The 26,527-nt window shown below is 63.8% G+C and carries 24 protein-coding genes; 13 read left to right on the plus strand and 11 right to left on the minus strand.

The window, feature by feature from the left end; all coding sequences use genetic code 11:
• Nucleotides 1-4: 4 nt before the first annotated feature.
• From prfB to G572_RS22440, 3 genes are all read right to left on the minus strand, one after another.
• Nucleotides 5-1,136 (minus strand): peptide chain release factor 2 gene (prfB, locus tag G572_RS0104205; RefSeq protein ID WP_156884467.1). Its coding sequence is split into 2 segments (ribosomal slippage): nucleotides 5-1,066 and nucleotides 1,068-1,136, totalling 1,131 coding nucleotides; the frame shifts between segments, so codons are not numbered across the junction.
• Between the two features lie 164 nt (nucleotides 1,137-1,300).
• Entirely contained in the window at nucleotides 1,301-3,751 is a 2,451-nt protein-coding gene (locus tag G572_RS0104210) for a penicillin-binding protein 1A (RefSeq protein ID WP_037545787.1), read from the minus strand.
• Between the two features lie 245 nt (nucleotides 3,752-3,996).
• The gene (locus G572_RS22440; RefSeq protein ID WP_051241576.1) at nucleotides 3,997-5,277 is read right to left on the minus strand and encodes an N-acetylmuramoyl-L-alanine amidase; all 1,281 of its coding nucleotides are present in this window, start codon (nucleotides 5,275-5,277) and stop codon (nucleotides 3,997-3,999) included.
• 747 nt (nucleotides 5,278-6,024) lie between these two features.
• Here G572_RS22440 and G572_RS0104220 point away from each other — a divergent pair.
• Entirely contained in the window at nucleotides 6,025-8,586 is a 2,562-nt protein-coding gene (locus G572_RS0104220; RefSeq protein ID WP_029057408.1) for an Rne/Rng family ribonuclease, read from the plus strand.
• Nucleotides 8,587-8,712: 126 nt separating this feature from the next.
• Here G572_RS0104220 and G572_RS0104225 read toward each other — a convergent pair whose 3' ends face one another.
• A complete protein-coding gene (locus G572_RS0104225; protein WP_029057409.1) occupies nucleotides 8,713-9,873 on the minus strand; it encodes a pyridoxal phosphate-dependent aminotransferase in 1,161 nt (386 codons plus the stop codon).
• A gap of 306 nt (nucleotides 9,874-10,179) precedes the next feature.
• Between G572_RS0104225 and G572_RS0104230 the strand changes: the two genes are divergently transcribed.
• The 6 genes from G572_RS0104230 to aat all read left to right on the plus strand — a co-directional run bounded on the left by G572_RS0104230 (nucleotide 10,180) and on the right by aat (nucleotide 15,840).
• On the plus strand, nucleotides 10,180-11,628 hold the full coding sequence (locus tag G572_RS0104230) for a M48 family metalloprotease (RefSeq protein WP_084649863.1): 1,449 nt from the start codon (nucleotides 10,180-10,182) through the stop codon (nucleotides 11,626-11,628).
• Nucleotides 11,629-11,773: 145 nt separating this feature from the next.
• Nucleotides 11,774-12,556 (plus strand): DsbA family protein, encoded by a 783-nt coding sequence (locus G572_RS0104235; protein WP_029057411.1) that lies wholly within the window; start codon nucleotides 11,774-11,776, stop codon nucleotides 12,554-12,556.
• A gap of 138 nt (nucleotides 12,557-12,694) precedes the next feature.
• Nucleotides 12,695-13,135 carry a type II 3-dehydroquinate dehydratase gene (gene aroQ / locus G572_RS0104240; protein ID WP_029057412.1) on the plus strand — a complete coding sequence of 147 codons (441 nt, stop codon included), beginning with the start codon at nucleotides 12,695-12,697 and terminating at the stop codon, nucleotides 13,133-13,135.
• Between the two features lie 39 nt (nucleotides 13,136-13,174).
• Entirely contained in the window at nucleotides 13,175-13,633 is a 459-nt protein-coding gene (accB, locus tag G572_RS0104245) for an acetyl-CoA carboxylase biotin carboxyl carrier protein (protein ID WP_029057413.1), read from the plus strand.
• A 14-nt stretch (nucleotides 13,634-13,647) separates the two neighbouring features.
• Nucleotides 13,648-14,997 carry an acetyl-CoA carboxylase biotin carboxylase subunit gene (accC, locus tag G572_RS0104250; RefSeq protein ID WP_029057414.1) on the plus strand — a complete coding sequence of 450 codons (1,350 nt, stop codon included), beginning with the start codon at nucleotides 13,648-13,650 and terminating at the stop codon, nucleotides 14,995-14,997.
• 162 nt (nucleotides 14,998-15,159) lie between these two features.
• Nucleotides 15,160-15,840, plus strand: coding sequence for a leucyl/phenylalanyl-tRNA--protein transferase (gene aat / locus G572_RS0104255; RefSeq protein WP_029057415.1), 681 nt, complete (start codon nucleotides 15,160-15,162; stop codon nucleotides 15,838-15,840).
• A gap of 28 nt (nucleotides 15,841-15,868) precedes the next feature.
• Here the strand turns inward: aat and parA are convergent, their stop codons facing one another.
• Entirely contained in the window at nucleotides 15,869-16,516 is a 648-nt protein-coding gene (parA, locus tag G572_RS0104260; protein ID WP_029057416.1) for a ParA family partition ATPase, read from the minus strand.
• A 182-nt stretch (nucleotides 16,517-16,698) separates the two neighbouring features.
• Here parA and G572_RS0104265 point away from each other — a divergent pair, with 182 nt between their 5' ends.
• Together G572_RS0104265 and G572_RS0104270 are read left to right on the plus strand one after the other, a co-directional pair.
• Nucleotides 16,699-17,397 carry a fumarylacetoacetate hydrolase family protein gene (locus G572_RS0104265; RefSeq protein ID WP_029057417.1) on the plus strand — a complete coding sequence of 233 codons (699 nt, stop codon included), beginning with the start codon at nucleotides 16,699-16,701 and terminating at the stop codon, nucleotides 17,395-17,397.
• Between the two features lie 79 nt (nucleotides 17,398-17,476).
• The gene (locus G572_RS0104270) at nucleotides 17,477-18,244 is read left to right on the plus strand and encodes a lysophospholipid acyltransferase family protein (protein ID WP_051241578.1); all 768 of its coding nucleotides are present in this window, start codon (nucleotides 17,477-17,479) and stop codon (nucleotides 18,242-18,244) included.
• Between the two features lie 58 nt (nucleotides 18,245-18,302).
• Here G572_RS0104270 and G572_RS22445 read toward each other — a convergent pair whose 3' ends face one another.
• On the minus strand, nucleotides 18,303-19,097 hold the full coding sequence (locus G572_RS22445) for a Frag1/DRAM/Sfk1 family protein (RefSeq protein WP_029057419.1): 795 nt from the start codon (nucleotides 19,095-19,097) through the stop codon (nucleotides 18,303-18,305).
• Between the two features lie 297 nt (nucleotides 19,098-19,394).
• On the opposite strand from G572_RS22445, the gene G572_RS0104280 reads away from it, so the two are divergent.
• From G572_RS0104280 to G572_RS22450, 4 genes are read left to right on the plus strand one after another with little or no spacing between them, the layout of a single operon-like run.
• Complete coding sequence (locus tag G572_RS0104280; RefSeq protein ID WP_037545800.1) at nucleotides 19,395-19,658, plus strand: acyl carrier protein; 264 nt, start codon at nucleotides 19,395-19,397, stop codon at nucleotides 19,656-19,658.
• On the plus strand, nucleotides 19,655-20,875 hold the full coding sequence (locus G572_RS0104285) for a beta-ketoacyl-[acyl-carrier-protein] synthase family protein (protein WP_029057421.1): 1,221 nt from the start codon (nucleotides 19,655-19,657) through the stop codon (nucleotides 20,873-20,875). Before G572_RS0104280 ends, G572_RS0104285 begins: the two co-directional genes overlap by 4 nt.
• A 10-nt stretch (nucleotides 20,876-20,885) precedes the next feature.
• The gene (locus tag G572_RS0104290) at nucleotides 20,886-21,311 is read left to right on the plus strand and encodes a hypothetical protein (RefSeq protein ID WP_029057422.1); all 426 of its coding nucleotides are present in this window, start codon (nucleotides 20,886-20,888) and stop codon (nucleotides 21,309-21,311) included.
• Entirely contained in the window at nucleotides 21,304-21,708 is a 405-nt protein-coding gene (locus tag G572_RS22450) for a MaoC family dehydratase (protein ID WP_037545277.1), read from the plus strand. The genes G572_RS0104290 and G572_RS22450 overlap by 8 nt, the downstream gene beginning before the upstream one ends.
• A 185-nt stretch (nucleotides 21,709-21,893) precedes the next feature.
• Here the strand turns inward: G572_RS22450 and G572_RS0104300 are convergent, their stop codons facing one another.
• The 5 genes from G572_RS0104300 to G572_RS0104320 form a co-directional block, all read right to left on the minus strand.
• Nucleotides 21,894-22,274: a rhodanese-like domain-containing protein gene (locus tag G572_RS0104300; RefSeq protein ID WP_029057423.1), complete on the minus strand. Its 381-nt coding sequence runs from the start codon at nucleotides 22,272-22,274 to the stop codon at nucleotides 21,894-21,896.
• Between the two features lie 168 nt (nucleotides 22,275-22,442).
• Nucleotides 22,443-23,159 (minus strand): ThuA domain-containing protein, encoded by a 717-nt coding sequence (locus tag G572_RS0104305; RefSeq protein WP_029057424.1) that lies wholly within the window; start codon nucleotides 23,157-23,159, stop codon nucleotides 22,443-22,445.
• A complete protein-coding gene (locus G572_RS0104310) occupies nucleotides 23,156-24,025 on the minus strand; it encodes an NAD(P)-dependent oxidoreductase (protein ID WP_029057425.1) in 870 nt (289 codons plus the stop codon). The genes G572_RS0104305 and G572_RS0104310 overlap by 4 nt, the downstream gene beginning before the upstream one ends.
• Nucleotides 24,025-25,536 carry a sugar ABC transporter ATP-binding protein gene (locus G572_RS0104315; RefSeq protein ID WP_029057426.1) on the minus strand — a complete coding sequence of 504 codons (1,512 nt, stop codon included), beginning with the start codon at nucleotides 25,534-25,536 and terminating at the stop codon, nucleotides 24,025-24,027. The genes G572_RS0104310 and G572_RS0104315 overlap by 1 nt, the downstream gene beginning before the upstream one ends.
• The gene (locus G572_RS0104320; RefSeq protein ID WP_051241584.1) at nucleotides 25,533-26,522 is read right to left on the minus strand and encodes an ABC transporter permease; all 990 of its coding nucleotides are present in this window, start codon (nucleotides 26,520-26,522) and stop codon (nucleotides 25,533-25,535) included. Before G572_RS0104320 ends, G572_RS0104315 begins: the two co-directional genes overlap by 4 nt.
• Between the last annotated feature and the right edge of the window lie 5 nt (nucleotides 26,523-26,527).

A 26,527-nucleotide genomic window follows, 5' to 3' on the forward strand; every position in this document is an offset into this window, starting at 1 on the left:
TTGCCTACTCGACGTCGGCGATCTCTTCCGCCTGGCCGCCGAAGGCACGCTGCGCCAGCGTCGCTTCCATGAAGCCATCCAGGTCGCCGTTCAAGACGTCCTGAGGGCTGGTGCTTTCCACGCCGGTCCGCAAGTCCTTCACAAGCTGATAGGGCTGCAGCACGTAGGAGCGGATCTGGTGGCCCCAGCCGATCGACGTCTTCGAAGACGCTTCCGCATTGGCCTTTTCCTCCCGCTTCTGCAGCTCCAGCTCGTAGAGACGCGCCTTCAGCATCGACCAGGCACTTGCCCGGTTCTTGTGCTGGGAGCGTTCGCTCTGGCACTGCACCACGATCCCGGTCGGCTGGTGGGTGATGCGCACGGCCGAGTCGGTCGTGTTCACATGCTGCCCGCCCGCACCGGACGCCCGATAGGTATCGATCCGGCAGTCGCTTTCGGCAATATCCACCTCGATGGAATCGTCGATCACGGGATAGACCCAGGCCGAGGCAAAGCTCGTGTGACGACGCGCCTGACTGTCATAGGGCGAAATCCGCACGAGACGATGCACGCCCGACTCGGTCTTGAGCCAGCCGTAGGCGTTGTCGCCCCTGATCTTGAGCGTCGCGGACTTGATGCCCGCCTCTTCGCCGTCGTGGATCTCGAGAACCTCGACCTTGTGCCCGTGCTGCTCCGCCCAGCGGGTGTACATGCGAAACAGCATGTTCGCCCAGTCCTGGCTTTCCGTACCGCCGGCACCGGCGTTGATCTCCAGATAAGCGTCGTTGCCATCGGCCTCGCCGGACAACAGCGACGCGATCTGACGCCGCTGCACATCCGTGCGCAGCGCCTTCAGCGCGGTTTCCGCCTCGGACACCACGTCGGTGTCACCTTCCGCATCGCCAAGCTCGATGAGTTCGAGATTGTCGTTGAGGTCGGCCTCGAGCTGACGCACCCCGTTGATGCTGTCGTCGAGATGCTGACGCTCGCGCATCAGTTTCTGGGCCTGCGTCGGATCGTCCCAAAGGGTCGGGTCCTCGGACGCAGCGTTCAGTTCGTCGAGTCTGGCAATCGCTTGATCCCAGTCAAAGATGCCTCCTCAGCAGGCTTATGGCCTGCTTGATTTCATCGACCACGGCCTCTGTTTCGGCGCGCATCGCAAGTCCTCGCGTTGGTGTTGAATGTGTCGCCATCCGGTTGGATGGAAAGAGGTATCCGGCGAAAGCGCCCCTGCGAACGCCGGAATGGGCGCGACCATAGTTGATCCGAAAGTGACGTGCAAACCATCCCGAACCGGGTGGTTTGCACATTGGTTTGAGGATCAGTAGAGCCCGCCGGTTCCCGTCATCACCGCCTGCCCGGCTTCCGGGGAAACCGTGCGCGGAATGCCGATATCGTCCTGGAACCCGATGATCGAATACTCGTCCGGCGGTGCCGTTCCCGGCTTGAAGGCTTCCAGAATGGTTCCCGGTGTTCCGGCCGCGGCGCGCAAGCCCGTGCGACGGTTGATAGGGATGAGCTGCAGGCCCTTGGGAACGCGGAATTCGACCGGCGGCTGGTCGGCCAGCGCGTTCTTGACGAACTCGGTGAAGATCGGCGCTGCGACCTGACCACCCGTAGCTCCCCGGCCCATCGACTTGGGATTGTCGTAGCCGACGAAGACGCCGACGGTCAGGTCGGGCGTAAAGCCGACGAACCAGGCGTCCTTCTCGTCGTTGGTCGTGCCGGTCTTGCCGGCGACCGGGCGGTTGACGGCCTGGACCTTGGTGGCCGTGCCCCGCAGGACCACACCCTCCATCATGGAGGTGATCTGATAAGCCGTCATCGGGTCGAGCACCTGCTCGCGGTTGTCGATCAGCTCGGGCTCGGGCTGGCTTTCCCAGTGATCGGTCGCACAGGTTTCGCAGGTACGCTCCTCGTGGCGGAACACGGTTTTGCCATAGCGATCCTGAATGCGATCGATCAGCGTCGGCGTAACCTTGCGCCCACCGTTGGCGATCATCGCGTAGGCGGTGACCATGCGCATGACGGTGGTCTCACCCGCGCCGAGAGACATCGACAGCACCGGCATCATGTCGTCGTAAATGCCGAAGCGCTTGGAGTATTCCGCCACCAGCGGCATCCCCATGTCCTGCGCAAGGCGCACGGTCATGACGTTTCGCGACCGTTCAATGCCGAGACGCAGGGTCGACGGACCATAGAACTTTCCGCCGTAGTTCTTCGGTCGCCACATGGGAAGACCGGGCCCCTGGGCGATCTCGACCGGCGCATCGAGCACAACGCTGGAGGGCGTGTAGCCATTGTCGAGCGCAGCCGCATAAATGAAGGGCTTGAAGGCCGAGCCCGGCTGGCGATACGCCTGCGTCGCGCGGTTGAATTCGCTCTGCGCGAAGGAGAAACCGCCGACCATCGCAAGCACGCGACCGGTAAAGGGATCCATTGCGACCAGCGCGCCCGACACCTTCGGGAACTGACGCAGCTCATAGACCGGCCCGGCGGGGCCGTCGATGGCCTCCACGAAGATCACATCGCCGGGATTGAGCACATCGTTCGCGCTCTTGGGCGCGCGGCCGCTGACCCGGGCCCACTTCATGCCGGCGAACGGCAGCGAGACGCGTTTGCGCTCGGTGGACAAGTCGCCGCTGATGAGCGTCTCCGGCTTCAGACCAATCTCGGCCGCCTCCCCGGACACCGACAGCACGACAGCGGTCTGCCACTCGGGGACGTCGGAATAGCCCGGGATTTCGGCAAGAGCCGCTCCCCAGTCGCCGGCGCCAAGCTCAATCGTCTTTTCCGCGCCGCGCCAGCCGCCCCGCCGGCGGTCAAACGCGATCAGGCCGTCCATCAGCGCCTTGCGGGCCTTGACCTGCAACTCCGGATCGAGCGTGGAGCGAACCGAAAGCCCGCCCTCGTAGAGACGGTCTTCGCCGTACATCTCGAAAATGCGGCGGCGCACCTCCTCGGCGAAATACTCGGACCCGAACAGCTGGGATCCGCGGGTGCGCGGCGTCACGTTGAGCGGCTTGGCCTTGGCTTCCTCGCCGGCGGTGGAATCGACAAAGCCGTTCTGCACCATCCGGTCGATCACCCAGTTGCGACGCTCGATCGCGCGCTCGCGATCACGGAACGGGTGATAATTGCTCGGCGCCTTGGGCAGGGCCGCGAGATAGGCCGCCTCTTCAAGGGTGAGCTCATGCACGGACTTGTCGAAATACAGCAGCGACGCCGCCGCGACGCCATAGGCGCCGAGTCCCAGATAGATCTCGTTCAGATAGAGTTCGAGGATCTCGTCCTTCGTGTAGGCCTGCTCGATCCTGAGCGACAGGATCGCCTCCTTCACCTTGCGCTCGATGGACACCTCGTTGGTCAGAAGAAAGTTCTTCGCAACCTGCTGCGTGATCGTCGAGGCGCCCTGGGGCCGGCGGCCGGTCCCGTAATTCTTGATGTAGGCGAAGGCAGCGCGCGCGATGCCCTCCGGATCGACGCCCAGATGCGTGTAGAAGTTCTTGTCCTCGGCAGACATGTAAGCCTGCTTGAGCATCTCCGGCACGGCCTGGATCGGCAGGAACAGGCGGCGTTCCTTGGCGTACTCCGCCATCAACTGGCCGTCAGCGGCATGCACACGCGTCATCACCGGCGGCTCGTAGTTCTTCAGGGTGGTGTAATCCGGCAGGTCGTCGGTCATTTCCTGCAGATAGATCCACACGCCACCCGCCACCAGAAGCGCGAACACGGCGCCGATGCCGAAGAGATAGCCGAATAGCTTGATCAGGACTTTCATGTAACCGGCTCGTTTGCCCCAATTAGAATTCCAAGACACGCGGGATGTTTCCCCCGTGCGAAACGGCGCCAGGACGCGGACGAAGCGGCGGCATACAGGATTCGCCCCCTGCCCCGCCAGCTTCTTAGAGGCCCGTCCGGTGCACCCCGCCGGCCAGCGCCGGCCGAATGACAGAAACCCTGTCTTTCAACGCACTCTGTCGGCGAGCAATATGGCGATGCTGAGGCGTTTCGGCATCATTGCTCCGCCGGCGCATCCGTGTCGTCGGCCTTGCCCGCATCCGCGGTCTGCGACAGCGTCATGTTCGCCGCACCGAACCGCCTGGCGAAATAACGGTCGATGGCCGCCACGATGGCGCCGGACATCCGGTCGCGCCACGCATCGGTCGCCATCAGCTTCTCGTCGAGCTTGTGCGACAGATAGCCCAATTCGACCAGCGCCGAGGGCACATCATGGGCCGTCAGAACCCGGAAACCCGCAGAACGATGCGGATTCTTGACGAGCTCCGCCGAGCCGCGCAATTCATCCACCAGCGTACGTGCAAAGAAAAACGAGAATTTCTTCGTCTCCATGCGCGCCAGGTCGATCAGGATGTCGGTGACGTCGTCAGCCTCGTCCGCAAGGTCGATCCCGGCAATGACATCGGACCGGTTTTCCCGCTCCGCCAGTGCCGCGGCGATCTCGTCGCTGGCGTTTTCCGAAAGCGTGTAGACACCCGCTCCCCGAACCTGGCTGCGCCCGACGCGCACCGAATCAGCATGAACCGAGACCAGAAGATCCGCCTGATGGCCACGCGCGATCTTCACCCGCTCGCGAAGCGGGATGAAGATGTCCGTATCGCGGGTCATGCGCACGTCATAGCGGCCGCTTTCCATGAGCTTGTCGCGAAGCAGAAGCGAAAAATCGAGGACCACCGCCTTTTCCAGGGTCCCCGCCGTGCCGGTGGCGCCGGTATCAAGACCGCCGTGGCCGGGATCGAGCACGATCAGCGGACGGCTTGCGTCGGCCTGCGGCTTCAGGCGATCGCCCTTGCGCGCAACGGCCGCGTTTGCAGCACGCGCTTCCGCTGCCGAGGCCTCCGCCTCGTCGAGGAAAGCCGCACGAGTGGTTTTCACCAGATCGATCACGAAACGGGCCGGCTGATCGGACACCGAAGGAAGCACGAACACCTTGTCGACCGAAACGGGCTCTGTTGCATCGAGAACGATCCGCGACTTGCCGGCGGCGAACAGGCCGAACCGCCAGTCGGAGACGAGTCCCCGTCCGTCGCGCCCCGCGACCGGATCAAGGTCGAACGAAACGTGCGGAAGGTCGATGACCACCCGATAGGGATCGGACAGCGTCGAAACCGCGAACTCCACCGGCTTCGTAAGGTCCATGACGAACCGCGTACGCAGTTCGTCGCCGGCAAGGCGCGCATCGCGCGCCACCGCCGTCACGTCGCTGTCGGCCTGAGCCGAGAAAGCGGCTGTCCCGAGCCATGCGATCATCGCGGCCGCAACAAGCCGGCTAGCCATGCGCCGAACCAATGCCATTTAAAGTCCGTTTCCAAGAGCGTTTCGCGAAGCGCCACCCCACAACACCCCCGACCAAGACTTAGTCATAGGCAAGTTAACCTTTCATTGACAATAGACGGATCAACGCACGCGCCGCAAACCGCGCGGGCCGGCCTTGCGAGCATACTTGCCATCGCCGGCTCACGCCCGTAAAAGGAAGTGAACGGGTCCCGGTCTCGGAGTTGATTCCAGCCGGGATGTCTTGGTCCCTTGAACGGCGTCCCGTCAAGCCAACTGTCCTTGCGTCATCCGCGAAAGATCAATTGGCTGCGGAACCCGATCGGGCGAACGAACCGCGTGCACGCTTGCCGCAACCGCCGCCGACGCCGCCATCGAACATGCGGCCAGGTGGACGGAGCGGTGAAAGCGGTCACACGGAGCGGTGGATCCGGAGGCAACCGTTCGCGCCCGCCAGTTGCAGGCGCCCATCAGCAGACGCGAATCGTCTGCCTTTTTCAATACCGGCCGGTCGTTTAGGCAGGCACGCGATACATATGGTCAGAATAGGCGCTGCAATGAACCTTTGCGCGAAGACGATCCGCAACGGACAAGGACCTGCCCTCTGCGGCACGGGCTCCTCCGTTCGCATCGCCGCGCAGCGCGCCACACCGTCAACATTCACAATGAAGAACAGAACGGCCGGTGTTTCGCACATTCGGGCGCGCAATCAGCGCCGCCCCGACGCGACGGTCGTGGAGATCCCCATCTATGGCAAACAAAATGCTGATCGACGCCGCGCACCCGGAGGAGACCCGGGTTGTCGTCGTGCGTGGCAACAGGGTCGAAGAGTTTGATTTCGAGGCCGCGAATCGCAAACAGCTGCGCGGCAACATTTATCTGGCGAAGGTAACCAGGGTCGAGCCGTCGCTTCAGGCGGCGTTCGTCGACTACGGCGGCAACCGCCACGGGTTCCTCGCCTTCGGCGAAATTCATCCCGACTATTATCAGATCCCGGTCGCCGACCGTCAGGCGCTTCTCGAGGAAGAAGAAGCCGACGCCCGGCGTAACGACGCGGACGAGGCGCCCGAAAAGCCGGCCAAACCGTCGCGCCGCCGGGGCAAGGCCGCCAAGGCCGAGACCGAGGACGCAAGCGTGTCCGGCGACGAGACGCCGTCGGACGACGACGCCGGCTCCGATACGGAAAACAGCTCCGACGACGAAACCGACGTGGAATCGGTCGGCGCCGAGGACGCGATGGAAGAAGTGCCGCAGCGCGCACGCCGCCATCGCAAGCAGTACAAGATCCAGGAAGTGATCAAGCGCCGGCAGGTCCTGCTGGTTCAGGTCGTCAAGGAAGAGCGCGGCAACAAGGGTGCTGCGCTGACGACTTATCTGTCGCTCGCCGGCCGCTATTCGGTCCTGATGCCGAACACCGCACGTGGTGGCGGGATTTCCCGCAAGATCACCAATCCGACCGACCGCAAGCGGCTGAAGAAGATCGCATCGGAACTGGAAGTGCCGCAGGGCATGGGCGTGATCCTGCGCACCGCGGGCGCAAGCCGCACCAAGGCCGAGATCAAGCGCGATTTCGAATATCTGATGCGGCTTTGGGAGAATGTTCGAGACCTGACGCTGCAGTCTTCGGCCCCCTATCTCGTCTATGAGGAGGGGTCGCTGATCAAGCGTTCGATCCGCGATCTCTACAACAAGGATATCGACCAGGTCCTTGTCGCGGGCGACGAGGGCTACCGCGAGGCCAAGGACTTCATGCGCATGCTCATGCCGAGCCATGCCAAGAACGTCCAGCCCTACAAGGACGCCACCCCGGTCTTTTCGCGCTTCATGGTCGAATCGCAGCTCGATGCGATGTTCTCGCCGCAGGTGACGCTGAAATCCGGCGGCTACATCGTCATCAACCAGACGGAAGCGCTAGTCGCCATCGACGTGAACTCGGGCAAGTCGACGCGCGAGCACAACATCGAGGACACCGCCGTCCAGACCAATCTGGAAGCGGCGGAGGAAGTCGCCCGTCAGCTGCGGCTGCGCGATCTTGCCGGTCTCATCGTGATCGATTTCATCGACATGGAAGAGAACAAGAACAATCGCGCCGTCGAACGCAAGATGAAGGATTGCCTGAAGAACGACCGCGCCCGCATCCAGGTCGGGCGGATCTCGCACTTCGGCCTTCTGGAGATGTCGCGCCAGCGCATCCGCACGGGCGTTCTGGAAAGCTCCATGACCCCCTGCCCGCATTGCCACGGCACGGGCATGATCCGGTCGGTGGAATCGGTGGCCTTGCATGTTCTGCGCTCGCTGGAAGACCAGCTCCTGAAGGGCGCCACGCACAATCTGATCGTCCGTACGACGACGGAAGCCGCGCTCTACATTCTCAATCAGAAGCGCTCGCATCTGTCGGATCTCGAAGCGCGCTTCGGCCTCGAGATCGATGTTCAGGCCGGTGCCATGGACAACGGCCAGCATTACGCCCTGGAGCGCGGCGAGCTTATCGAAGCCCGCCCGGACGATGCCCCGCCGATGGTCCAGCCGTCGAGCATCGAGCCGATCGTGATCGAGCACGAAGACGAGGATGAGGGTCAGGACCAGGAGGAGGCTCCGCGCGAACGCTCCGCGCGCGAGGACACCCAGGACGAGGACGGCAACAACCGCAAGCGTCGGCGCCGGCGCCGGCGCCGCAAGCCTTCGGGCGATGACGCACAGCAGGCCGATGCCGAGACAAATGGCGACGACGACCAGTCGACCGGCGATGCCGGTGCTGCCTCCGAAAGCGCTGGCGAGGACGAAAGCGACGAGGATCGCGCTCGCCGCAAGCGTCGCCGTGGCCGTCGCGGCGGACGCCGCAGCCGGCGCGATGGCGAGGGCAACGAGACGTCCGCCGAGGCCTCGGACGGCTCCGGCAATGGCGAGGTCAATGCCGAAGCCGTGACACCGGCAAGCGACGAAGCCCAGTCCGCCGAGCCACAGGACGCACCGCAGGAGACGCAGACCGCGACTTCCGGCGGCGACGCTGAAACGAGCGAAGCAGCACCCGCAGAACCGGCAGCGGCGGAAGAGCCGGCTGCGACCGAAGAGCCCATGGCAGCGGCCGCGGACGAGACTGTCGCAGCGCCAGAAGAACCGGCTGCGCCGGCAATGCCGGACAGCGAAGAACCCGCTGTCGCAGAAAACCCGGCCGCAGAACCGGTCGAACCGGTGGCACCGGCCGAGCCCGTGGTGGTCCGTGAGACCGTCGCCGGTGACGGATCCACTGAAAAAGATGAAGATCCGGAGCCGAAGCGCTCTGGCTGGTGGCAGCGCCGCAGCTTCTTCTGAAAGGGCATCCGTCGTCTCTTCAAGAGCCACGGGCATCGCCCACGACGATAAATGCAAAAAGGGGCGGATCGATTGCGATCCGCCCCTTTTTGCATGCGTCGCGAGGATTTGCGCTGGCGCGCGCTCCTAACCAGCCGTGGGCAACCACTCTTCCAGCCGGGCCATTGCCTTCTCAATCACCGCATTGTCGCCGGCGAAGGAAAACCGGATGTAGGAGCGGCCGTTGACGGGATCGAAATCCGGTCCCGGCGTCGCCGCAATCCCGGCCTCGTTGAGCATCCGTTCTGCGAAGGCAACGCTGTCGTTGGAGAACGGCCGAACGCTGGCGTAGCAGTAGAAGGCCCCGTCGACGGGCAGCATCTCGGTGAAGCCGAGCGCCGGGAGGCGCTTGAGCAGAAGCTCGCGGTTCGCCGCATATCCGGCCTTGATCGCCTCGAGTTCCGCGGTCGCCTCGAAGGCAACGGCCGCGGCGCGCTGCGACAGCTCCGGCGGCGAAATGTAAAGCGACTGGGCGATGCGCTCGACCGGACGCACCAGCGCTTCGGGCAGCACCATCCAGCCGATGCGCCAGCCGGTCATGCAGTAATACTTGGAAAAACTGTTGAGGATGATCGCCTTGTCGCTATAGGCGAGCGCCGTTTCCTGTCGGCCGTTGAACACCAGGCCGTGATAGATCTCGTCGGACAGGAACCAGAGTCCCATGTCGTCGCAGGCCCGAACCAGCGCCTTGAGCGCCTCGGGCGTCATCATGGTGCCGGTGGGATTGGCGGGCGATGCAACGAGCACGCCCTTGAGCGGCGCCTCGCGGTGCGCGGCCTCCAGAAGCTCCGGCGTCAAGGCCCAGCGGGTGTCGGCGCCGACCTCGATCTCGACGGGAATGATGCCAAGTGCCTTGAGAATATTGCGATAGGCGGGGTAGCCGGGGGCCGCGATGGCGATCCGGTCGCCCGGATCGAAGGCCGCCAGAAAGGCCAGATTGAACCCGGCGGAAGACCCCGTCGTTGCCAGAATGCGTCCATCCGGTACATCGACGCCGTAGGTGTCACGGTAATGGGCGGCGATCGCCGAGCGAAGCACCGGCAGTCCCCTTGCTTCCGTATAGCCAAGCCGCCCGGCGGAGAGCGCTGCCTGTGCCGCCTCGACCACCCGTGCCGGCGCATTGGCGCCCGGCTGCCCGACCTCCATGTGCAAGATCTCGTGCCCGGCAGCTTCCAGTGCGTTGGCCTTGGCCAACACGTCCATTGCAAGGAACGGTTCGACTTCGGAACGTCTGGAGGACTGCGGCATCCTGTGTAACCTCGCGCGAGAAGACAAGAACGGAAACCGAGACGCGTGAACACGACGCCCTTGTCAAGGTAACGCCGCATTCCCGACGTCTATGAGACAGGGAAACATTCGCATGTTCTGGCGGCTCGGTTGACCGTCGAGATGCGGCTCCCTACCCTCCCGGAGCGTCCGTGTCCAGATCCGCGCGTCGCCGGCAGCCGATCGCAAGGCACAGGCGATTGGCCAGGAACCGGCGAGACGTCGACCGATGCCAGAGCCGGACACCCGCCGGGAGATGTGCCAGTTGCAGACGAGGAAACCCGATTGATGAGCCGTTGCCAGTCCGCCCCCGGATCGCCCGTCATCCATAGCTGCACATGCGAAAAGCGCTCCCGCAGGCCGGGCGCCCCGGTCCGCCTGCCGCTGGGTCGACGGATCGCCGCAGTTGCGGCCGCCGCACTCATCGGCGTGACGTCGATCATGCAACCGGCGCAGGCGCAACGCAGCCTGCCGCTCGTGCGCGATGCCGAAACCGAGGAACTGATGCGCGACTACGCCGCGCCGATCTTCGATGCGGCCGGCATTTCAAGGCAGCAGGTCGAGATCATTCTCGTCAACCAAAACGACTTCAACGCCTTCGTCGCCGATGCGCGACGCATTTTCATCAACGTTGGCGTGATCCTCGACGCGGAGACACCGGGCGAGGTGATCGGCGTGCTCGCACATGAGACCGGCCATATCACCGGCAATCATCTGGTTCGCCTGCGCCAGGCGCTGGCGAACGCCCAGATCATGGCCGCCATCGGCGCCCTTCTCGGCGCGGGGGCCGCTGCGGCGGGCTCGGCAAGCGGTGGCGCGGGCGCGGTGACCGCCGGCGCCGGACTGGCGCAGCGCACGCTGCTTGCCTATCGTCGGGGCGAGGAAGCCGTCGCCGACCGCGCCGCGCTCACATTCCTGGAGAAGACCGGACAATCGGCCAGGGGCATGCTGAAGACCTTCAGCCGCTTCGCCGACCAAAACCTGTTTTCCGCACAATACACCGATCCCTATTCCATCAGCCATCCGATGCCGCGCGAGCGCCTCAAGGCCCTCGAAACGCTGGCGCGCCAGAGCCGCCACTTCAACAAGCCGGCGGATCCGGCGCTCCAGGCCCGGCACGACATGGTGCGCGCGAAGCTCATGGCCTTCACCAGCCACCCCAATGCGGTGGCACGCGCCTATCCGCGCTCCGACCGCTCGCTTGCCGCCGACTACGCCCGCGCGGTCGCGACCATGCGCACCAGCGGCCGGCGCGAAGCGGTCGAGGCCATCGACGCCCTCATCCGCCGGCAGCCGAACAATCCCTATTTTCATGAATTGAAGGGACAGGCCCTGCTGGAATCGGGAAATCCGAAGGCGGCCGTCGCTCCGTTCCGGAAGGCTGTAGCCTTGCGCCCGCGCGAGGGCCAGCTCAACATCTGGCTCGGGTTCGCACTTGTCGCCTCCAACACGGACAGCCTGCTGCCCGAGGCCGAACGCATTCTCAAGGCCGGCCTTCAGATGGACCCGAATTCGCCGATCGGATATTCGCAGCTCGCCATTGCGCAAGGCCGGCAGGGCAAGACGGCGGATGCGGACCTGTCGACCGCACGCGGACTGATGGCACGCGGCGATTTCCGCGCTGCCAAACGCTATGCCGCCCGCGCACAAAAAAAATTGAAGCGCGGAACGCCCGCGTGGCTACAGGCAGATGATATCGTGTCGTATAACCCGCCCGACTTCGCAAAGCGGCGCTAGTCGCGCGAAACCGGACCTCACGGTCCCGATCAGGGGTCGGCACACCATCGCCGGCTTAGCCACGCCCTCGACCCGGACAATCCGTCCGGCACCTCACATCGGGCCATGGAGCCCCACGGGTCTGGACCCGTTTTTGGAGACACAGATGAACACCAATCTTGCAACCGCCCTCACGGCGCCGCTGAAGCTGGCCATGCTGACGCTGATGACGGTTGTCATGCTGCAGGCACCTGCCCAGGCACAGGACGCACCGCTGAAGCGCGGCGACGTGGAAACGATCGTCCGCGAGTACATTCTGGAAAACCCGGACATCATTCGAGAAGCCTTCGAGGAACTCGAACGGCGGGAGGTCGCGGCCGCCAACGAAGCGCGCGCACAGGCCGTCTCCACCGTTTCCGACGTGCTGTTCAATTCCACCCGTCAGGTGGAACTCGGCAATCCGGACGGCGACGTGACGCTCGTCGAGTTCTTCGACTACAACTGCGGTTACTGCAAGCGGGCCATGATTGACATGATGCGCCTGCTCGAGGAAGACGACAAACTCCGCATCGTCCTCAAGGAGTTCCCGGTTCTGGGCGAAGGATCCGTCGAGGCGGCCCGGGTGGCCGTTGCCGTCAATGCGGTGGCACCGGAGAAGTACCTGGAGTTCCACCGCGAACTCATGAGCGCGCGCGGACAGGCGAACCGCGCATCTGCAATCGAGGCGGCGAAAAACACCGGTCTCGAGATCGAAGCCCTTGACGCCGCGATGAACGACCCGGAAGTCAATGCCACGATCGAGGAAGTCTACACGCTGGCCCGCCGCCTCGGCCTCAACGGCACGCCCGCCTATGTGATCGGCGACGAGGTGATGATGGGAGCGGTCGGCTACGACCGGTTGAAGCAGGGCATTGAGGCCACGCGGAATTGCGGCGAAGCGGCCTGCTGAGACACGAAAACCCGGCTTTGTCCTGATTCGAATGCGGATGCAGGCAATGTCGGGTCTTTTCCTTGCCTCATGGAGTGCCTATAAGGGGCGTTGATCATCGCGCCGTGTCAGCGCGGCGCGGCCCCTTGCGGAGTAGGCATGTCCGCTTCTGTATTCGTTCTCAACGGTCCGAACCTCAACAGGCTCGGGACACGCGAACCGTCGACATACGGCTCGGCGACGCTCGGCGACATCGAGCGCCTGTGCCGGGATGTCGGCGAGGATCTCGATATCGAGATCGACTTTCGCCAGACCAACCATGAAGGCGTGCTTGTCGACTGGATCCAGGAAGCGGGCGACCTCGCCCAGGGCCTGCTGATCAACCCGGCCGCCTTCACCCATACCTCCGTCGCGGTGCATGATGCGATCCGGGCGGCGGAAATACCCACCGTCGAGGTGCATCTGTCCAACGTCTTTGCGCGCGAGGCATTTCGACACCACTCATACGTATCGCCGGTCGCCCTGGGCGTGATCTGCGGTTTCGGCGCCACGGGCTATCGACTCGCGCTGGAAGCGCTCTCGACAGTCATCAGGCCGTGACGCCGGCATCTGCCAACCGAGAAAAGTTCAAGAAAGCCAATGTCGGACAAGAAAAACAAATTCGATCAGGATCTCATTCGCCAGCTCGCTGTGTTGCTCGACGAAACCAACCTGAGTGAAATCGAGCTGGAGCGCGACGATTTCCGCGTCCGCGTGGCCCGTCAGATCAGCATCGAAGCCCCCGTCGCCGCCCCCGCAGCCAGCGCCCCGGCGCCGGCGGCGCCTGCGGCACCGGCCGAGGCGACCTCGGACCCGGCCGGGCATCCCGGTGCCGTGCCCTCACCGATGGTTGGCACGGCCTATCTCGCCGCAGAGCCGGGCGCACGCAACTTCGTCGAGATCGGCGATACGGTTGCCGCCGGCGATCCGCTGCTCATCGTCGAGGCGATGAAGACGATGAACCAGATTCCCGCCCCGCGCGCCGGCCGTGTCACGGCCATTCTTGTCGAAGACGGGCAGCCGGTGGAATACGGCGAGCCACTGGTCATCCTCGAGTGACGGGGAGCCAGACAATGTTTTCCAAAATCCTCATTGCCAACCGGGGCGAGATCGCGCTGCGCGTCCTGCGCGCCTGCAAGGAACTCGGCATCCAGACCGTCGCGGTGCATTCCACCGCCGACGCCGACGCGATGCATGTGCGTCTTGCCGACGAAAGCGTGTGCATCGGCCCGCCGGCGGCGCGCGACAGCTATCTGAACATCCCGCAGCTTCTCGCCGCCTGCGAGATCACCGGTGCAGATGCCGTCCACCCAGGCTACGGCTTCCTGTCGGAAAATGCCCGTTTCGCGGAAATCCTGGAGGCGCACAAGATCGCCTTCATCGGCCCGACGGCCGAGCATATCCGCATCATGGGCGACAAGATCGAAGCGAAGCTGACCGCCAAGAAGCTCGGCATCCCGGTGGTTCCAGGCTCCGACGGTGCCGTTACGCCCTCCGACGATGCTCACGCGATTGCCCGCGAAATCGGATATCCCGTGCTCGTGAAGGCCGCCGCCGGCGGCGGCGGCCGCGGCATGAAGGTTGCTCTGAGCGAAGCCGACCTCGATACGGCGCTTTCCACGGCCCGTTCCGAGGCCAAGGCCGCCTTCGGCGACGATGCGCTCTATATGGAGAAGTATCTCGGCAAGCCGCGCCATATCGAAATCCAGGTGCTGGGCGACGGACGCGGCAACGCCATCCATCTGGGCGAGCGCGACTGCTCCCTGCAGCGGCGGCACCAGAAGGTCTGGGAAGAGGCGCCCTCCCCGGCGCTGAATGCCGAAAGCCGAAAGAAGATCGGCGAAGTCGTCGCCGCGGCGATGCGCAAGCTCAAGTACCGTGGTGTCGGCACCATCGAGTTTCTTTACGAGAACGGCGAGTTCTATTTCATCGAAATGAACACCCGTCTCCAGGTCGAGCATCCGGTGACGGAGATGATCACCGGCATCGATCTGGTCAACGAGCAGATCCGCATCGCTTCGGGCGCCGAATTGCAGCTGCGCCAGGAGGACATCACCTTCGAGGGCCACGCCATCGAGTGCCGGATCAATGCCGAAAACCCGAGGACCTTCGCCCCCTCGCCGGGCCGCATCAGCTACTATCACCCGCCGGGCGGGCTGGGGGTTCGCGTCGATTCCGGCGTCTATCAGGGCTACAAGATTCCGCCACATTACGACAGCCTGATCGGCAAGCTGATCGTGCACGGCCGCAACCGCGTGGAATGCATGATGCGTCTGCGCCGCTGCCTCGATGAGTTCGTCGTGGACGGAATCGACAGCACGATCCCTTTGTTCCGCGATCTGGTGGACAATCAGGACATCGCCAACGGCATGTATGATATCCATTGGCTCGAGAAGTATCTGGCGGTCGACGAGACGGACTGACGCCGAACGCGCGAGAAACGGTCAGGAAGCGCGAAGCGGCTGAACGGCATTGCGGGAGCGTCATCATGGCATGGCGCTTCCGGATGCGGCGCCAACGCGTGGTTCATGCGCATCATCGGGTCACGCTCTTGCATGGCGACGTTGCCCGACGGGAAGGATCCAATGGCCGCCAACACGTCCGATCAGCTGGTCATCACTCCGCAGGTGCTCCTGAAAGCCTATGCCTGCGGGATCTTCCCGATGGCAGAATCGGCGGATGATCCGAACCTCTTCTGGATCGAACCGGAGCACAGGGGTGTGCTTCCGCTGGAGACTTTCCATATTCCCAAGCGCTTGCGCCGGACTGTCCGCCAGGACGTCTTCGAGGTACGGGTCGACACCGACTTCCAGCTGGTGATCGACGGTTGCGCCGAGCCGCAGGACGACAGAAAAAAGACCTGGATCAACTCCGAAATCCGCCGGCTCTACGGCGCACTTTTCGACATGGGCCACTGCCACACTGTCGAGGTCTGGCGTGACGGGCTGCTGGTCGGCGGCCTGTACGGTGTGTCCCTGGGCGCGGCCTTCTTTGGCGAGAGCATGTTTTCCCGCGAGCGCGACGCGTCCAAGATCGCGCTTGTCCATCTGGCGGCACGCCTCATCGCAGGCAACTACACGCTACTGGACACGCAATTCGTGACCGGACACCTCTCCCAATTCGGCGCCCGCGAAGTCCCCAAGACCCGTTACGACCGAATGCTGGAAGCCGCGTTGCACCGCCACGCCGATTTCCTTGAACTGCCTGATGCGCTGAACGGCGACGCGGTCCTGGACATTCTGGACAAGGCCGCCCGGCAGGGGTGATCGCCCTACAGCCGACGCGCCCCCCCGATCAGTCGAGATCCAGCATGTCGGCGATTTCGACCGCCAGAGCCACCGTTTCCTCCGCCGCCCTGCCGCGCGCATCGGTCTCTTGAACCGTAAGGCCCCGCCCCATGGACGCCGCAAAGGCGGTCCGATTGCCAAGACGTGCAGCCGCGGTGTGAAATCCGTGCTCCGCGATGGCCTCCAGCATTTCCAAGGTCAGGGCCGCCCGCGGCGGCACCCGGTTGAGGACAACGAGCGCGTCGGTCCCCTCCCGCCGGGCAATCTCCACCGTTTGACCGGTGGCCCAGATGTCCACGGGCGTCGGCTGCACCGGGATCGCCACGAGATTGGCCGCCTCAATGGCCGGGCGCACATCGGAATCCGTCTTCGGAGGCGTATCGACGATGACCACGCCATGATCGCGGGCGAGCGTTCTGGCCTCACGTCGCGCGCCCCATCCGCTGGAGGTCCGAAAGGTCAGACCCGTCTGGTTCTCGCCAAGAACCTCCTCGCGCGCCTCGAACCACGTGCCGAGCGACCCTTGCGGATCGACATCGATCAACGCCACGGGAAATTCGCCACGCCGCGCAAGCGCGACGGCAAGATGGGCCGCAAGCGTCGTCTTGCCGGACCCGCCCTTTTGCTGCGCTACGGAAACGATACAACCGCTCATGTCACCACCCCTGCTGGAAAGGGCAGTGTTGCACTGCAACAGCCTGATTACAATGGGCGCTTCCCGAGCGGCGGGAGGGTTGCAGCGCTGGACCGGGGCACGGAACTCTCCTAAGAAAACGGGCTTCCTTTTCGCGTCCGCCGTTTTCGCAAGTGCGGACCGCCCCTGCCAAGGAGACCGCGGTGACGTCCTTCGTATTTGCTCCCCTGCCTCAGCCTAGCGTCGCGATTTCGGGGATGGCCGAGCGTTTTCCGGTGCGCCGCGTGTTTTGCGTCGGCCGCAATTACGCCGCTCATGCCCGGGAAATGGGCAAGGATCCGGATCGCGAACCGCCGTTCTTTTTCACCAAGCCCGCGGATGCGGTCTGCGATGCCGGCGGGGTCATCCCTTATCCGCCGCTGACGGAAGACCTGCATTTCGAGATGGAGCTCGTCGTCGCCATCGGTCGCGGCGGTGCCGACATTTCACCGGACGCGGCCGAGTCGCACATCTGGGGCTATGGCGCGGGCATCGATCTGACCCGGCGCGACCTTCAGAAGATGGCAAAGGAGATGGGGCGCCCCTGGGACTGGGCGAAAGGCTTCGATCGATCGGCGCCCGTGTCGCCACTGGTGCCGGCGGCGCGGATCGGCCACCCCACGACCGGCCGCATCACACTTTCGGTCAACGACGAAGTCCGCCAGGACGCGGATCTTGCCGACCAGATCTGGCCCGTTCGCGATGTCGTCTCCCTGTGCAGCACGTCTGTCACCCTTGCGCCGGGTGACCTGATCTTCACCGGCACCCCGGCCGGCGTTGGAGCGATCCGTCCCGGAGATCGGCTGAAGGGAATGATCGAGGGCGTCGCCGACATCGCAATCGAGATCGGGCCGCGGGCATGACCGTCGAAGCCGCCCGCACCCCTGCCGTCAGATAGCGGGGCTGAACCCGATGGACAGACATGCGCCAGGGTCAAGCGAAATGCTCCCTGCTCCGCGCGCACGCCGCTGGCCGGGCTTGGGCGTGGCCTTGCGCTCGCTCGTGTTTCTGGCGCTCGTGCTGACGACCCTGGTGCTCGCAGCCCCTTTCACGGTCCTGCTTGTGCTGCCGCGCAGCTGCTGCCTGGCCGTCGTCCGGCGCCTCGTTCGCTTCTGGCTCTGGGCCCTGAAGGTCCTGACCGGATTGTCCTACGAAGTGCGCGGGCGGGAAAACCTGCCGACTACCCCCTGCCTGATCGCCTCCAAACACCAGTCGGCCTTCGAGACGATCGCCCTTCAAGTCATCCTGGATGACCCGGCTTTCGTGCTGAAACGCGAATTGACCCTGATCCCGGTGGCCGGATGGGCCATGTGGCGGCTGAACCATATCCGCATCGATCGGGCAGCCGGCGCGGCCGCGCTGATGAACCTGATGCGCGACGCACGAAAGCGGCTCGACGAGGGACGCAGCGTCGTCATCTTTCCCGAGGGCACCCGCAGAACCCCGCTTGCTCCGCCGGACTACAAGCCCGGCCTCATTGCTCTTTACCGCTCTCTCAAGGCGCCTTGTGTTCCGGTGGCGCTGAATTCGGGCGTGTTCTGGCCGCGGCGGAGCCTGTGGCGTTATCCCGGACGCATTGTTGTGGAAGTGCTGCCACCAATTGCACCCGGTCTCAACGCGAAGGCGTTCGAGACGCGGTTGCAGGATGCCATCGAAAGCCGAAGCGCGGAGCTTGCACGCGCCGCCACCACACCGTCCGCGCAAGACTGACACCGCCCGACCCGAGCGGACGCCAGCAAACGGCGGAGGCGATATCCGGTGCCGTGCGCTATTGGCTTGCGGCCTGGGGCGCTGTGCGCATGGCATGAAGCGAGCGACCGATTGCAAAGATATCGGGCGCGAACAGAGCGAGATAGACGATGAAGGAGGAAATCGTGAGGATCTCCTGAACGGTATAGACGTAATAGATCGTGTATTCCGGTACCGGCAGCTCGATGCCCTTGATGGCGAAGAGCACCAGATATGCGGCGGCCATGCCAGCAACGACCTGCGCGGCCCGTTTGCGCACACGGCTCATATGCGGCAGCAATGCAAACGGCGCGTCGGGCGCAAGATGCCCGGCGGTCGCGATCCGGGCGCAAAGGAAGCCGCTCGTTGCGATAGCGCCGGCTTGTCCGACGAAAAACAAGTAGCTGCCGAACATATGAAGGTCGTGGTTGTTCGCGAAGGTGTATTGAGTGCAAACAACCATCCCGGCGCTGCCAATAACCTGCAGGCCGATCGCCAGCCACACGCGCGCGGTCAGCAAACGGCGCAGCGCCGGATCCTGCGCGAACCGGGTTTCGATCGCCATCCGGTAGCCATGGAAGATCGGAACCAGCGCCAGCAGCACCACCACCGTGACTGCCAGGATCATCATCGAAAAGGGTCCCCCGATGGCGGGATCGGAAATTGCACGGCTAATGGTTGGAGCGCTATGCTGGACGTAGTCGGGGTGGCGCTGATAAAAGGACCAGCGAGCCCAGATCATCATTGGAATTTGAAACAGGGGAATGGCAACGACCGGCACGCTGAGCAACAATCCGAGAAGCACACCTTCGCTTGCCCCGCCACGTCGTGACATCCTCGCCCTTTCCCGCATTCGAGACAACCTGCGTCACATGCCGCATATCGCGACCGACCACCCAAGCACCGCCCTGCCGCTTCGCTTTTGTTGCGAGACGGCACCGTCGATTGTGAATAGCGGACGAAACAATGCGATGACAAGACCTCTCGGCACGGCTTTTCGCGGGCAAGCCCTCGGGAAATCGCGGCCAACCGCCGGTTTTGTGAAAATTCGTTGTGGAACCGGGGCGCGCGACCTTTTATGACAGCCGACAAGAATTCGGAACATCAGGGAACAAGGCACGAGATGGAACAGATGGCCGAAGGGATTGACCCCGCGACGCTTGATCGCTTGCTGGATCTCGTCGCGAAGGAAGGCATGGTCGAGCGTGAGAAGCTCAAGCCGGATGCGACGTTCGAGGAACTCGGCATCCAGTCCGCCGACATGGTCGTCGTTCTGATGGCAATCGAAGAAGAATTCGGCGTCTATATTCCCGTCGATGGCGATCTGGCAGATGCGGAGACGGTGGGCGATTTCCTGAAGGTTCTCGCGGCTCGTATGAAGGAAGACGCTGCGTGACCAATCAGACACGCCGAATTGTTGTCACCGGCATGGGGGCGATCACGGCTGCAGGACGTGGAGTGGAAAGCCTCTGGACGGCCGTGCGCGACGGGCGAAGCGGCGTATCGGACATCCGTTTCGACCGCTACCCCCGCCAGAGGATCACCAAGGCAGCCCATATCAAGGGTTTCGAACCTTCGGATCACCTGACCCCTCAGCAGATCAAGACCACCGATCGCTTCGCCCAGCTGGCACTTGTCGCTGCCGAGGAAGCGCTGCGGAATGCCGGCATCGACACCGCAACGCCGCTCGGGCCGCGCACCGGCGCGATCATCGGGTCCGGGATTGGCGGCGCCTGGACGACGGATGATGGCAACTACAACTTCTATGTCGCCAACGACCGCACCGATCTGATGACAATCGCCAAGGTGATGCCCAATGCGGCCGCCTCTCAGATCAGCATGCGGTATGGCGTGCGCGGACCGTCGCTTGCAATCTCCAGCGCCTGTGCCTCGGGCACCCAATCGGTCGGCTACGGCCTTCAGATGATTCGCGCCGGCATCATCGACGCGGCCCTGGTCGGTGGCAGCGAGGCCCTGTTGACGCCCTCCACCTTCCGCGCGTGGGAAGTCCTGCGGGTGATGGCTCCCGAAGCCTGTCGACCGTTCTCGGACAAACGAAACGGCATGGTGCTCGGCGAGGGGGCGGCCGTCCTGATGATCGAGGAACTGGAACACGCGCTTGCCCGTGGGGCGACACCGCTTGCCGAGATCGCCGGTTATGGCACGACGAGCGACGCGGCCGACCTTCTTCGCCCCACGGTCGAAGGCCCTGCCGGATCCATTGCCGCCGCGCTCCAGGACGCCGGACTGGCTCCCGACGAGATCGACTACGTGAATGCCCATGGCACCGGCACGATCCTCAACGACATTTCCGAGACCCGGGCACTGCGTCAGGTGTTCGGCGACCGGCTCTCGTCCCTTTCGGTCTCCTCGACCAAGCCGATCCACGGTCACGCACTCGGCGCGGCCGGGGCCATCGAACTGGTCGTGACCGTGGAGGCATTGCGTGCCCAGATCGCGCCGCCGACGATCAACTGGCTGGCTCCCGATCCCAAGTGCGACCTCGACCCCGTTCCGAACGAGGCACGCGCGCATTCCATGTCGGCAGCGATCAGCAACTCCTTCGCCTTCGGCGGCATCAATGCCACGCTGGCGTTGCGCGCCTTCCGCTGAAGGAACCACCTTGCCCGAAACACGCGAACCGCAGTGGACCGCCTTGCCCGATGCGGTGCTCGACACCGCCTCCGCCAAAATCGACGCGTTCGCCGCCGCGCTTTCCGGCGGGGCGACAGCACCGTTTTCGCCCCCCCACGTGCCGGCGACCTATGCCTTCACGGTCTTTGCAGGCGCTGAATCCGGCGGGCGGATCGAGGCGATCGCACGCGAACGCGGTGCCATGCTCGTTCACCAGGCACAGGCTTTCACCTATCACGTCGCGCTCGAGCGCGACCGCCGCTACCGGGTTGCGCTCGACTGGCACACCAATCCCGACCGCGACGACCGACTGGTCCTGCGCGGTCGTGTCCATGACGATAACGGCACGCTCCTTCAAGAATTCACCGCCGAGATCGTCTTGTATGTGAACCGCAAGGAGCAGGCGGATGGGTGAGGTACGCCCTGCGTTCGCCGTCGGAGATCGGCTGCCCGCGAGTGAACCGCGCACGCTCTCCTCACAAGAGGTTGCGGCCTACGCTGAAGCCTCCGGGGATCGCAATCCCATCCATCTTGATGACGCCGCCGCACAAAGCGTCGGCCTGCCCGGCACCATCGTGCATGGCATGCTGGTGATGGGCCAGTTCGAGGCAGCCCTGCTGGCCTGGCGCCCGGACCTCACGATCCACACGCTTCAGACCCGTTTTCTCAGGCCGCTCCCCGTGGGCGCCTCGATCCATGTCGAAGGGCGCATTGCCAAGGTGCTCGATCACAAAAACGCAATCGTCCGCCTCAGCGTGCGCGACGGTGACGCCCACGCGATCTGCGTGGGCGATGCCACCGTCACGGATTGACGCACGCTCGCGGGCCAGGCGTCATACCGTCGTTCAAATCCTGAAATGACAGCGCCCCACCGCACTGCTTCCGGTGTGGCCCGGCCGCTCGTCTAGGCGCCGGGCGGCCCGCAGATGGAGGCGCGTGGATGCAAAACCGGGCTCATCCCGGTTTTGCACGAAGACACGGAAATCGATGCGGATGCCTATCCCGCTGTCATGCGTTTGGGCGCCCCCGTCGACATGTCCGTCCCGACGAAAGGCTGTCCGGCGGATTTCCATGCACCCATGCCGCCACCCAGATGCGCGATCCGCTCGAAGCCGGCCTCCAGGCAGGCGCGCGCGGCCTTTTCCGAGCGCATTCCGGACCCGCAATGCAGGACGATCCGCCGGTCCGTGTCGCGCGGAAGAAAACTCGGATCGAAGAAGGCGATGGGCGAGAGCAAGGCCCCCTCGATGTGCTCGATCAGGAATTCCTGCGGGCTGCGCACATCGATGAGAACGATATCGTGACGCCCCAATGCGCCGGCAACCTCGTCCACATCCCAGGTTTCCAGGCTCGCACCGTTCACGTTTTCGGATTTCATATCTCAAAGGTCCTTTCGCAATGAAATGAAAAGGCCGACAGTTCGCCACGAGACCGTCGGCCGCCTTTTCGCCGCAGGGCGGCATCCTGTCTGCGAACGCAGTCCGGCAACGAAAAGTTCCGAAAACGTGAATGTTCATTGCGTCGAGAATATGCCCCGCAGCCGGTTTCAGTCGGCAAGCGCCTTGCCTTCGGCCGCCCAAACCGCTCCGCGACGAATAATCTCGCTCACCTGCGGCACCTTGAGATCGTCCAGTGTGTGGCCGATGGAGCAGTAGAACACCCGCCCCTTGTCCCAGCGCCGCTTCCACACGACGGGGATGACCGTTCCTTCGATCCACCACAGGTGATCGCCTGAGAAGGTCGTGGTCGCCAGCACTTCGTTGGAGGGATCGACGAGCATGTAGTATTGTTCGGAATGCAGGCGGAAGCTCCGGATGCCCTGAACGACAGGGTCGCCGGGGCGCGTGATCGTCACGTCGTAGTCGACGAAGTCGTCCGAGGGGACCGCATTGTCCGGCCAGCCCGGCGGATGCGCGACGAACTGCCCGCCAATCAGGAAGTGATAGGTGGGGCGGTCGCGAAACGCATCGCCCATGTGCCCGTGCCATCCCGCAAGACCGCATCCGTTGGCAATCAGACGCAGGAGGCCATCTTCCTCGGCCTTCGTCATGTTGCCGAATTCGGGTTGATGCGACGAACGCGCCGACGACCAGATCGGGACGATCAGGTCGACATCGGAAAGGCTTTCGGGATCGGCCAAGGGCGCGAGCGTGTCGTGAACCACGACTTCGAAACCTTCCTTGCGCAAAAGATCCTCGCACCAGTCGGAAAAGGTGGTGGGTGCATGTCCTTCCCATCCGCCTACGAACAAAACCGCTTTCATTGATTCTCCTCACGCATGAAATTCACCATCGCCGCCATGTCGCGGCCTTCATAGCCGCGACGCTCCGCCGCGCGCAGCCTGTCGAGCGTGACCTTTCCCTGCGGAATGGCGACACCCAATGTGTCGGCAAGGTTCGCTGTGACCTCCATGTCCTTGCGCGCAAGCGCCACTGTGAAGGTCACGGCATGTGCCTGCTCGTCGAGATAGAGCGGCCGGCGATACTTGAGCATCGGCGCACAGGCGGCCGACGCCTCGATGGCGTCGAAAGCCAGCTCCGGTGCGATACCGGAGGCCTCGGCAAGTGTCAGCGCTTCGGCAAGCGTCTGGTTGAGACCGTGGATAAGTGAATTGACGGCAAGCTTCATCACAGCGCCAGCGCCGGCTCGGCCCAGGTGGATGGTCTTGCGGCCGACCGCGTCGAAAAGCGGTCGAAGCTCCGCCCCCTCGCGTTCGCTGCATCCCGCCATGATCATCAACTGCGCGTCGGCGGCCGCCTGTGTCGCGCCGGAAACAGGCGCATCAACCACCTTCACCCCCTGCGGCGCATTCTGGACCAGCGCCTCGATATGCGCGGGACTCATTGTTCCCATTTCGACAATCCAGCGCGCGCCCGCGCCGGCAAAAAGCCCGTCGGCCGCTTCATGCACAGCCTGCGAGGCCGCATCGTCGGCGAGCATCGTCATGACCGCGTCCGTCTCCGATGCCAGCGCGCGCGGCGTGGTCGCCACCCCACAACCGATTTCGGCGGCCAGCGCCTCTGCCTTGTCGCGGGAGCGGTTCCAGACGCTAACCTCGTGCCCGGCGCGGACCAGATTGCGCACCATGTGCGCGCCCATCCTGCCAAGACCTGCAAATCCGACCCGCATCACGCCACCTTCTCTGCTCGGATACCGGAAATCGCCTGAACGAGATTGTCCTCGTTCACCTCCGCTGCAGTGAATTCGCGGATGATCTCGCCGCTGTACATCGCGATGACCCGGTCGGAGACATGCAACACTTCCGGCATTTCCGAAGAGATCACGATGACCGCATAGCCGCTGCGCGCCAGTTCGCGGATCAGATTGTGGATCTCCGCCTTTGACCCGACATCGATGCCGCGCGTCGGCTCGTCGACGATGAGCACGTTGGGGCGCATCGCCAGCCACTTGCCGATCACGATCTTCTGCTGGTTTCCGCCTGAAAGATTCTTGACCGCCTGCCGCCAGCTCGGCGTCTTGATCTCTAGCCGGTCGCGATATTGCTCGAAAATTGCCAGCTCTGCGCCGTCGGAGACGAAGGGGCCTGCGGTCAGATCATCCACCTGGGGCAAGGTGATGTTGTCCCGGCAGTTCATGCCGAGCACCAGCCCTTGCTCCTTGCGGCTTTCGGGAACAAGCGAGATCCCGTTGGCAATCGCATCGACGGGAGAGGACAGGCGCACCTCCTTGCCTTCCAGAAGGACCGTCCCGGAGCTCGGTGTGCGCAGACCGAAAAGCGTTTCCGCAATCTCCGTGCGGCCGGCACCGACAAGGCCGTAGAAGCCGACAACCTCGCCGGATCGCACGTGAAAGCTGATGTCCCGGTAGAGCGATCCGCAGCTGAGAGCGCGCACCTCAAGGGCCACACCGCCAAACTCGACATGTTCCTCGTTGCGCGACAGATCGAGGCTGCGCCCGATCATCAACTGCGTCACCTCGTCCTCGTTTGTATCCGACGTGATCAGCGTGCCGCGATAGGTGCCGTCGCGCAGGACGCTGATCCGGTCGGAGATGGTGAAAATCTCCTCCATACGATGCGAGATGTAGACGATGCCCACGCCACGAGCCTTGAGATCGCGAATGATCTCGAAGAGCACAACCTTCTCCGCATCCGTCAGCGACGCAGTCGGTTCGTCGAAGATCACCGCCTTGGCGTTCACGGTGAGCGCACGCGCGATTTCCACCATCTGCTTGTTGGCGATCGACAGGTCCCCCACCCGGGTTTGCGGACCGAACTTGCAGTTCAGCCGCGTGAGGATCTCGCCGGCTTTGGCGAAAAGCGTCTTCCAGTCGACCCGTCCGAAGCTTTTCCTGGGAAGTTCGCCGAGGTAGATGTTTTCCGCCGCCGACATTTCCTCCACCAGGCTCAGCTCCTGGTGGATCAGCACCACGCCCTTGGCCTTCGCCTCAAGCGGCGTGCGCATCTCCACTTGCTTTTCCTCGATGTAGATACGCCCCTCGTTCGGCTGATGCATTCCGGCAAGCGTCTTCATCAGGGTCGACTTGCCGGCCCCGTTTTCGCCGAGAAGCGCGTGAACCTCGCCGGGAAGCACCTCGAAGCTGACGCCGTCGAGCGCGCGCACGCCGGGAAAGGTCTTGACGATGCCCTCGAGCCGCAGGGCGGGAACCGGCGCCATCATGTCTTCAACTCCTGTTTTCCGCGTCGGTTGAGCTGCTTGTCGAGGAACAGCACCGCAATCAGGATCATGCCGAGAATGACAAGGACGTAGAAGGCAGGAACCTGCATCAGGTTCATGCCGTTGCGCAGGATGCCGATCGCGAGGACGCCGCCGAACGTACCGATGATGTTGCCCGCGCCGCCGGTCAGTTTCGTTCCGCCGAGCACAGTCGCGGTGATCACCCAAAGCTCGTAATCGCGCCCGAGATTGGGCGTGGCTGCGCCCATCTGCGACGAGAGCGTCACGCCTGCAAGTGCCGCGAAAAAGCCGACGATCATGAAGTTGATCATCATGTGAGGCCCGACCCGGATGCCGGCGTTCACGGCGGCGTCCCGGTTGCCGCCAACCGCATAGGTGTTGCGCCCGTGGACGGTGCGCGACAGCAGAAGGTGCGTTGCGACGGTGAAGAGCAGGAAGAGCACGGCGAGCGTCGGCAACGGGCCGACCGAGCTCGCGCCGAAGTCGGAATAGGCGAAGTTCATCGCGAAGAAGGATTCCTCGCGGGTGTAGATGAACACCAATCCGCGCACGCCGATCATCGCCCCCAGTGTCACGATGAAGGCGTCGACGCCCGTTTTCCAGACAATGAACCCGTTGAGCGCGCCGAGCACGATGCCGGAGGCCAGCGCCGCCGCCACCGCCGGCAGGATCGCCCAGTTGCCCCAGGCGGCGAAGACGCCCCAGCTTTGCAGGTCGACGGCAAGGCTTGCCGCCAGCGCAACCACGGCCCCGACGCTGAGGTCGATGTTGCCGTTGATCATGACGAGCGTCATGCCCAGCGCGATCAGGCCTATCGTCGACGTCTGGACGAGGATGTTCTGGAAATTTTGCAGGTCGAAGAAATATTCGTTCGAAAAGCTGAAGAACGCAAAGATGAGGACGATGAAGCCCCAGATCGGATTGCGCGTCAGCCATGTCACGAAAGCGTTTTTCGAGGTGTCCGCCATGGTGT

Source organism: Stappia stellulata DSM 5886 (assembly GCF_000423705.1).
GTDB classification, from domain to species: Bacteria; Pseudomonadota; Alphaproteobacteria; order Rhizobiales; family Stappiaceae; genus Stappia; species Stappia stellulata.

What these genes read in the sequence shown, in the direction of transcription:
- G572_RS22440 (WP_051241576.1), bottom strand. Translation starts at nt 5,277, where the DNA reads ATGGCTAGCCGGCTTGTTGCGGCCGCGATGATCGCATGGCTCGGGACA.
- G572_RS0104220 (WP_029057408.1), top strand. Translation starts at nt 6,025, where the DNA reads ATGGCAAACAAAATGCTGATCGACGCCGCGCACCCGGAGGAGACCCGG.
- G572_RS0104225 (WP_029057409.1), bottom strand. Translation starts at nt 9,873, where the DNA reads ATGCCGCAGTCCTCCAGACGTTCCGAAGTCGAACCGTTCCTTGCAATG.
- G572_RS0104230 (WP_084649863.1), top strand. Translation starts at nt 10,180, where the DNA reads ATGAGCCGTTGCCAGTCCGCCCCCGGATCGCCCGTCATCCATAGCTGC.
- G572_RS0104235 (WP_029057411.1), top strand. Translation starts at nt 11,774, where the DNA reads ATGAACACCAATCTTGCAACCGCCCTCACGGCGCCGCTGAAGCTGGCC.
- aroQ (WP_029057412.1), top strand. Translation starts at nt 12,695, where the DNA reads ATGTCCGCTTCTGTATTCGTTCTCAACGGTCCGAACCTCAACAGGCTC.
- accB (WP_029057413.1), top strand. Translation starts at nt 13,175, where the DNA reads ATGTCGGACAAGAAAAACAAATTCGATCAGGATCTCATTCGCCAGCTC.
- accC (WP_029057414.1), top strand. Translation starts at nt 13,648, where the DNA reads ATGTTTTCCAAAATCCTCATTGCCAACCGGGGCGAGATCGCGCTGCGC.
- aat (WP_029057415.1), top strand. Translation starts at nt 15,160, where the DNA reads ATGGCCGCCAACACGTCCGATCAGCTGGTCATCACTCCGCAGGTGCTC.
- parA (WP_029057416.1), bottom strand. Translation starts at nt 16,516, where the DNA reads ATGAGCGGTTGTATCGTTTCCGTAGCGCAGCAAAAGGGCGGGTCCGGC.
- G572_RS0104270 (WP_051241578.1), top strand. Translation starts at nt 17,477, where the DNA reads ATGCTCCCTGCTCCGCGCGCACGCCGCTGGCCGGGCTTGGGCGTGGCC.
- G572_RS22445 (WP_029057419.1), bottom strand. Translation starts at nt 19,097, where the DNA reads ATGTCACGACGTGGCGGGGCAAGCGAAGGTGTGCTTCTCGGATTGTTG.
- G572_RS0104280 (WP_037545800.1), top strand. Translation starts at nt 19,395, where the DNA reads ATGGCCGAAGGGATTGACCCCGCGACGCTTGATCGCTTGCTGGATCTC.
- G572_RS22450 (WP_037545277.1), top strand. Translation starts at nt 21,304, where the DNA reads ATGGGTGAGGTACGCCCTGCGTTCGCCGTCGGAGATCGGCTGCCCGCG.
- G572_RS0104300 (WP_029057423.1), bottom strand. Translation starts at nt 22,274, where the DNA reads ATGAAATCCGAAAACGTGAACGGTGCGAGCCTGGAAACCTGGGATGTG.
- G572_RS0104305 (WP_029057424.1), bottom strand. Translation starts at nt 23,159, where the DNA reads ATGAAAGCGGTTTTGTTCGTAGGCGGATGGGAAGGACATGCACCCACC.
- G572_RS0104310 (WP_029057425.1), bottom strand. Translation starts at nt 24,025, where the DNA reads ATGCGGGTCGGATTTGCAGGTCTTGGCAGGATGGGCGCGCACATGGTG.
- G572_RS0104315 (WP_029057426.1), bottom strand. Translation starts at nt 25,536, where the DNA reads ATGATGGCGCCGGTTCCCGCCCTGCGGCTCGAGGGCATCGTCAAGACC.
- G572_RS0104320 (WP_051241584.1), bottom strand. Translation starts at nt 26,522, where the DNA reads ATGGCGGACACCTCGAAAAACGCTTTCGTGACATGGCTGACGCGCAAT.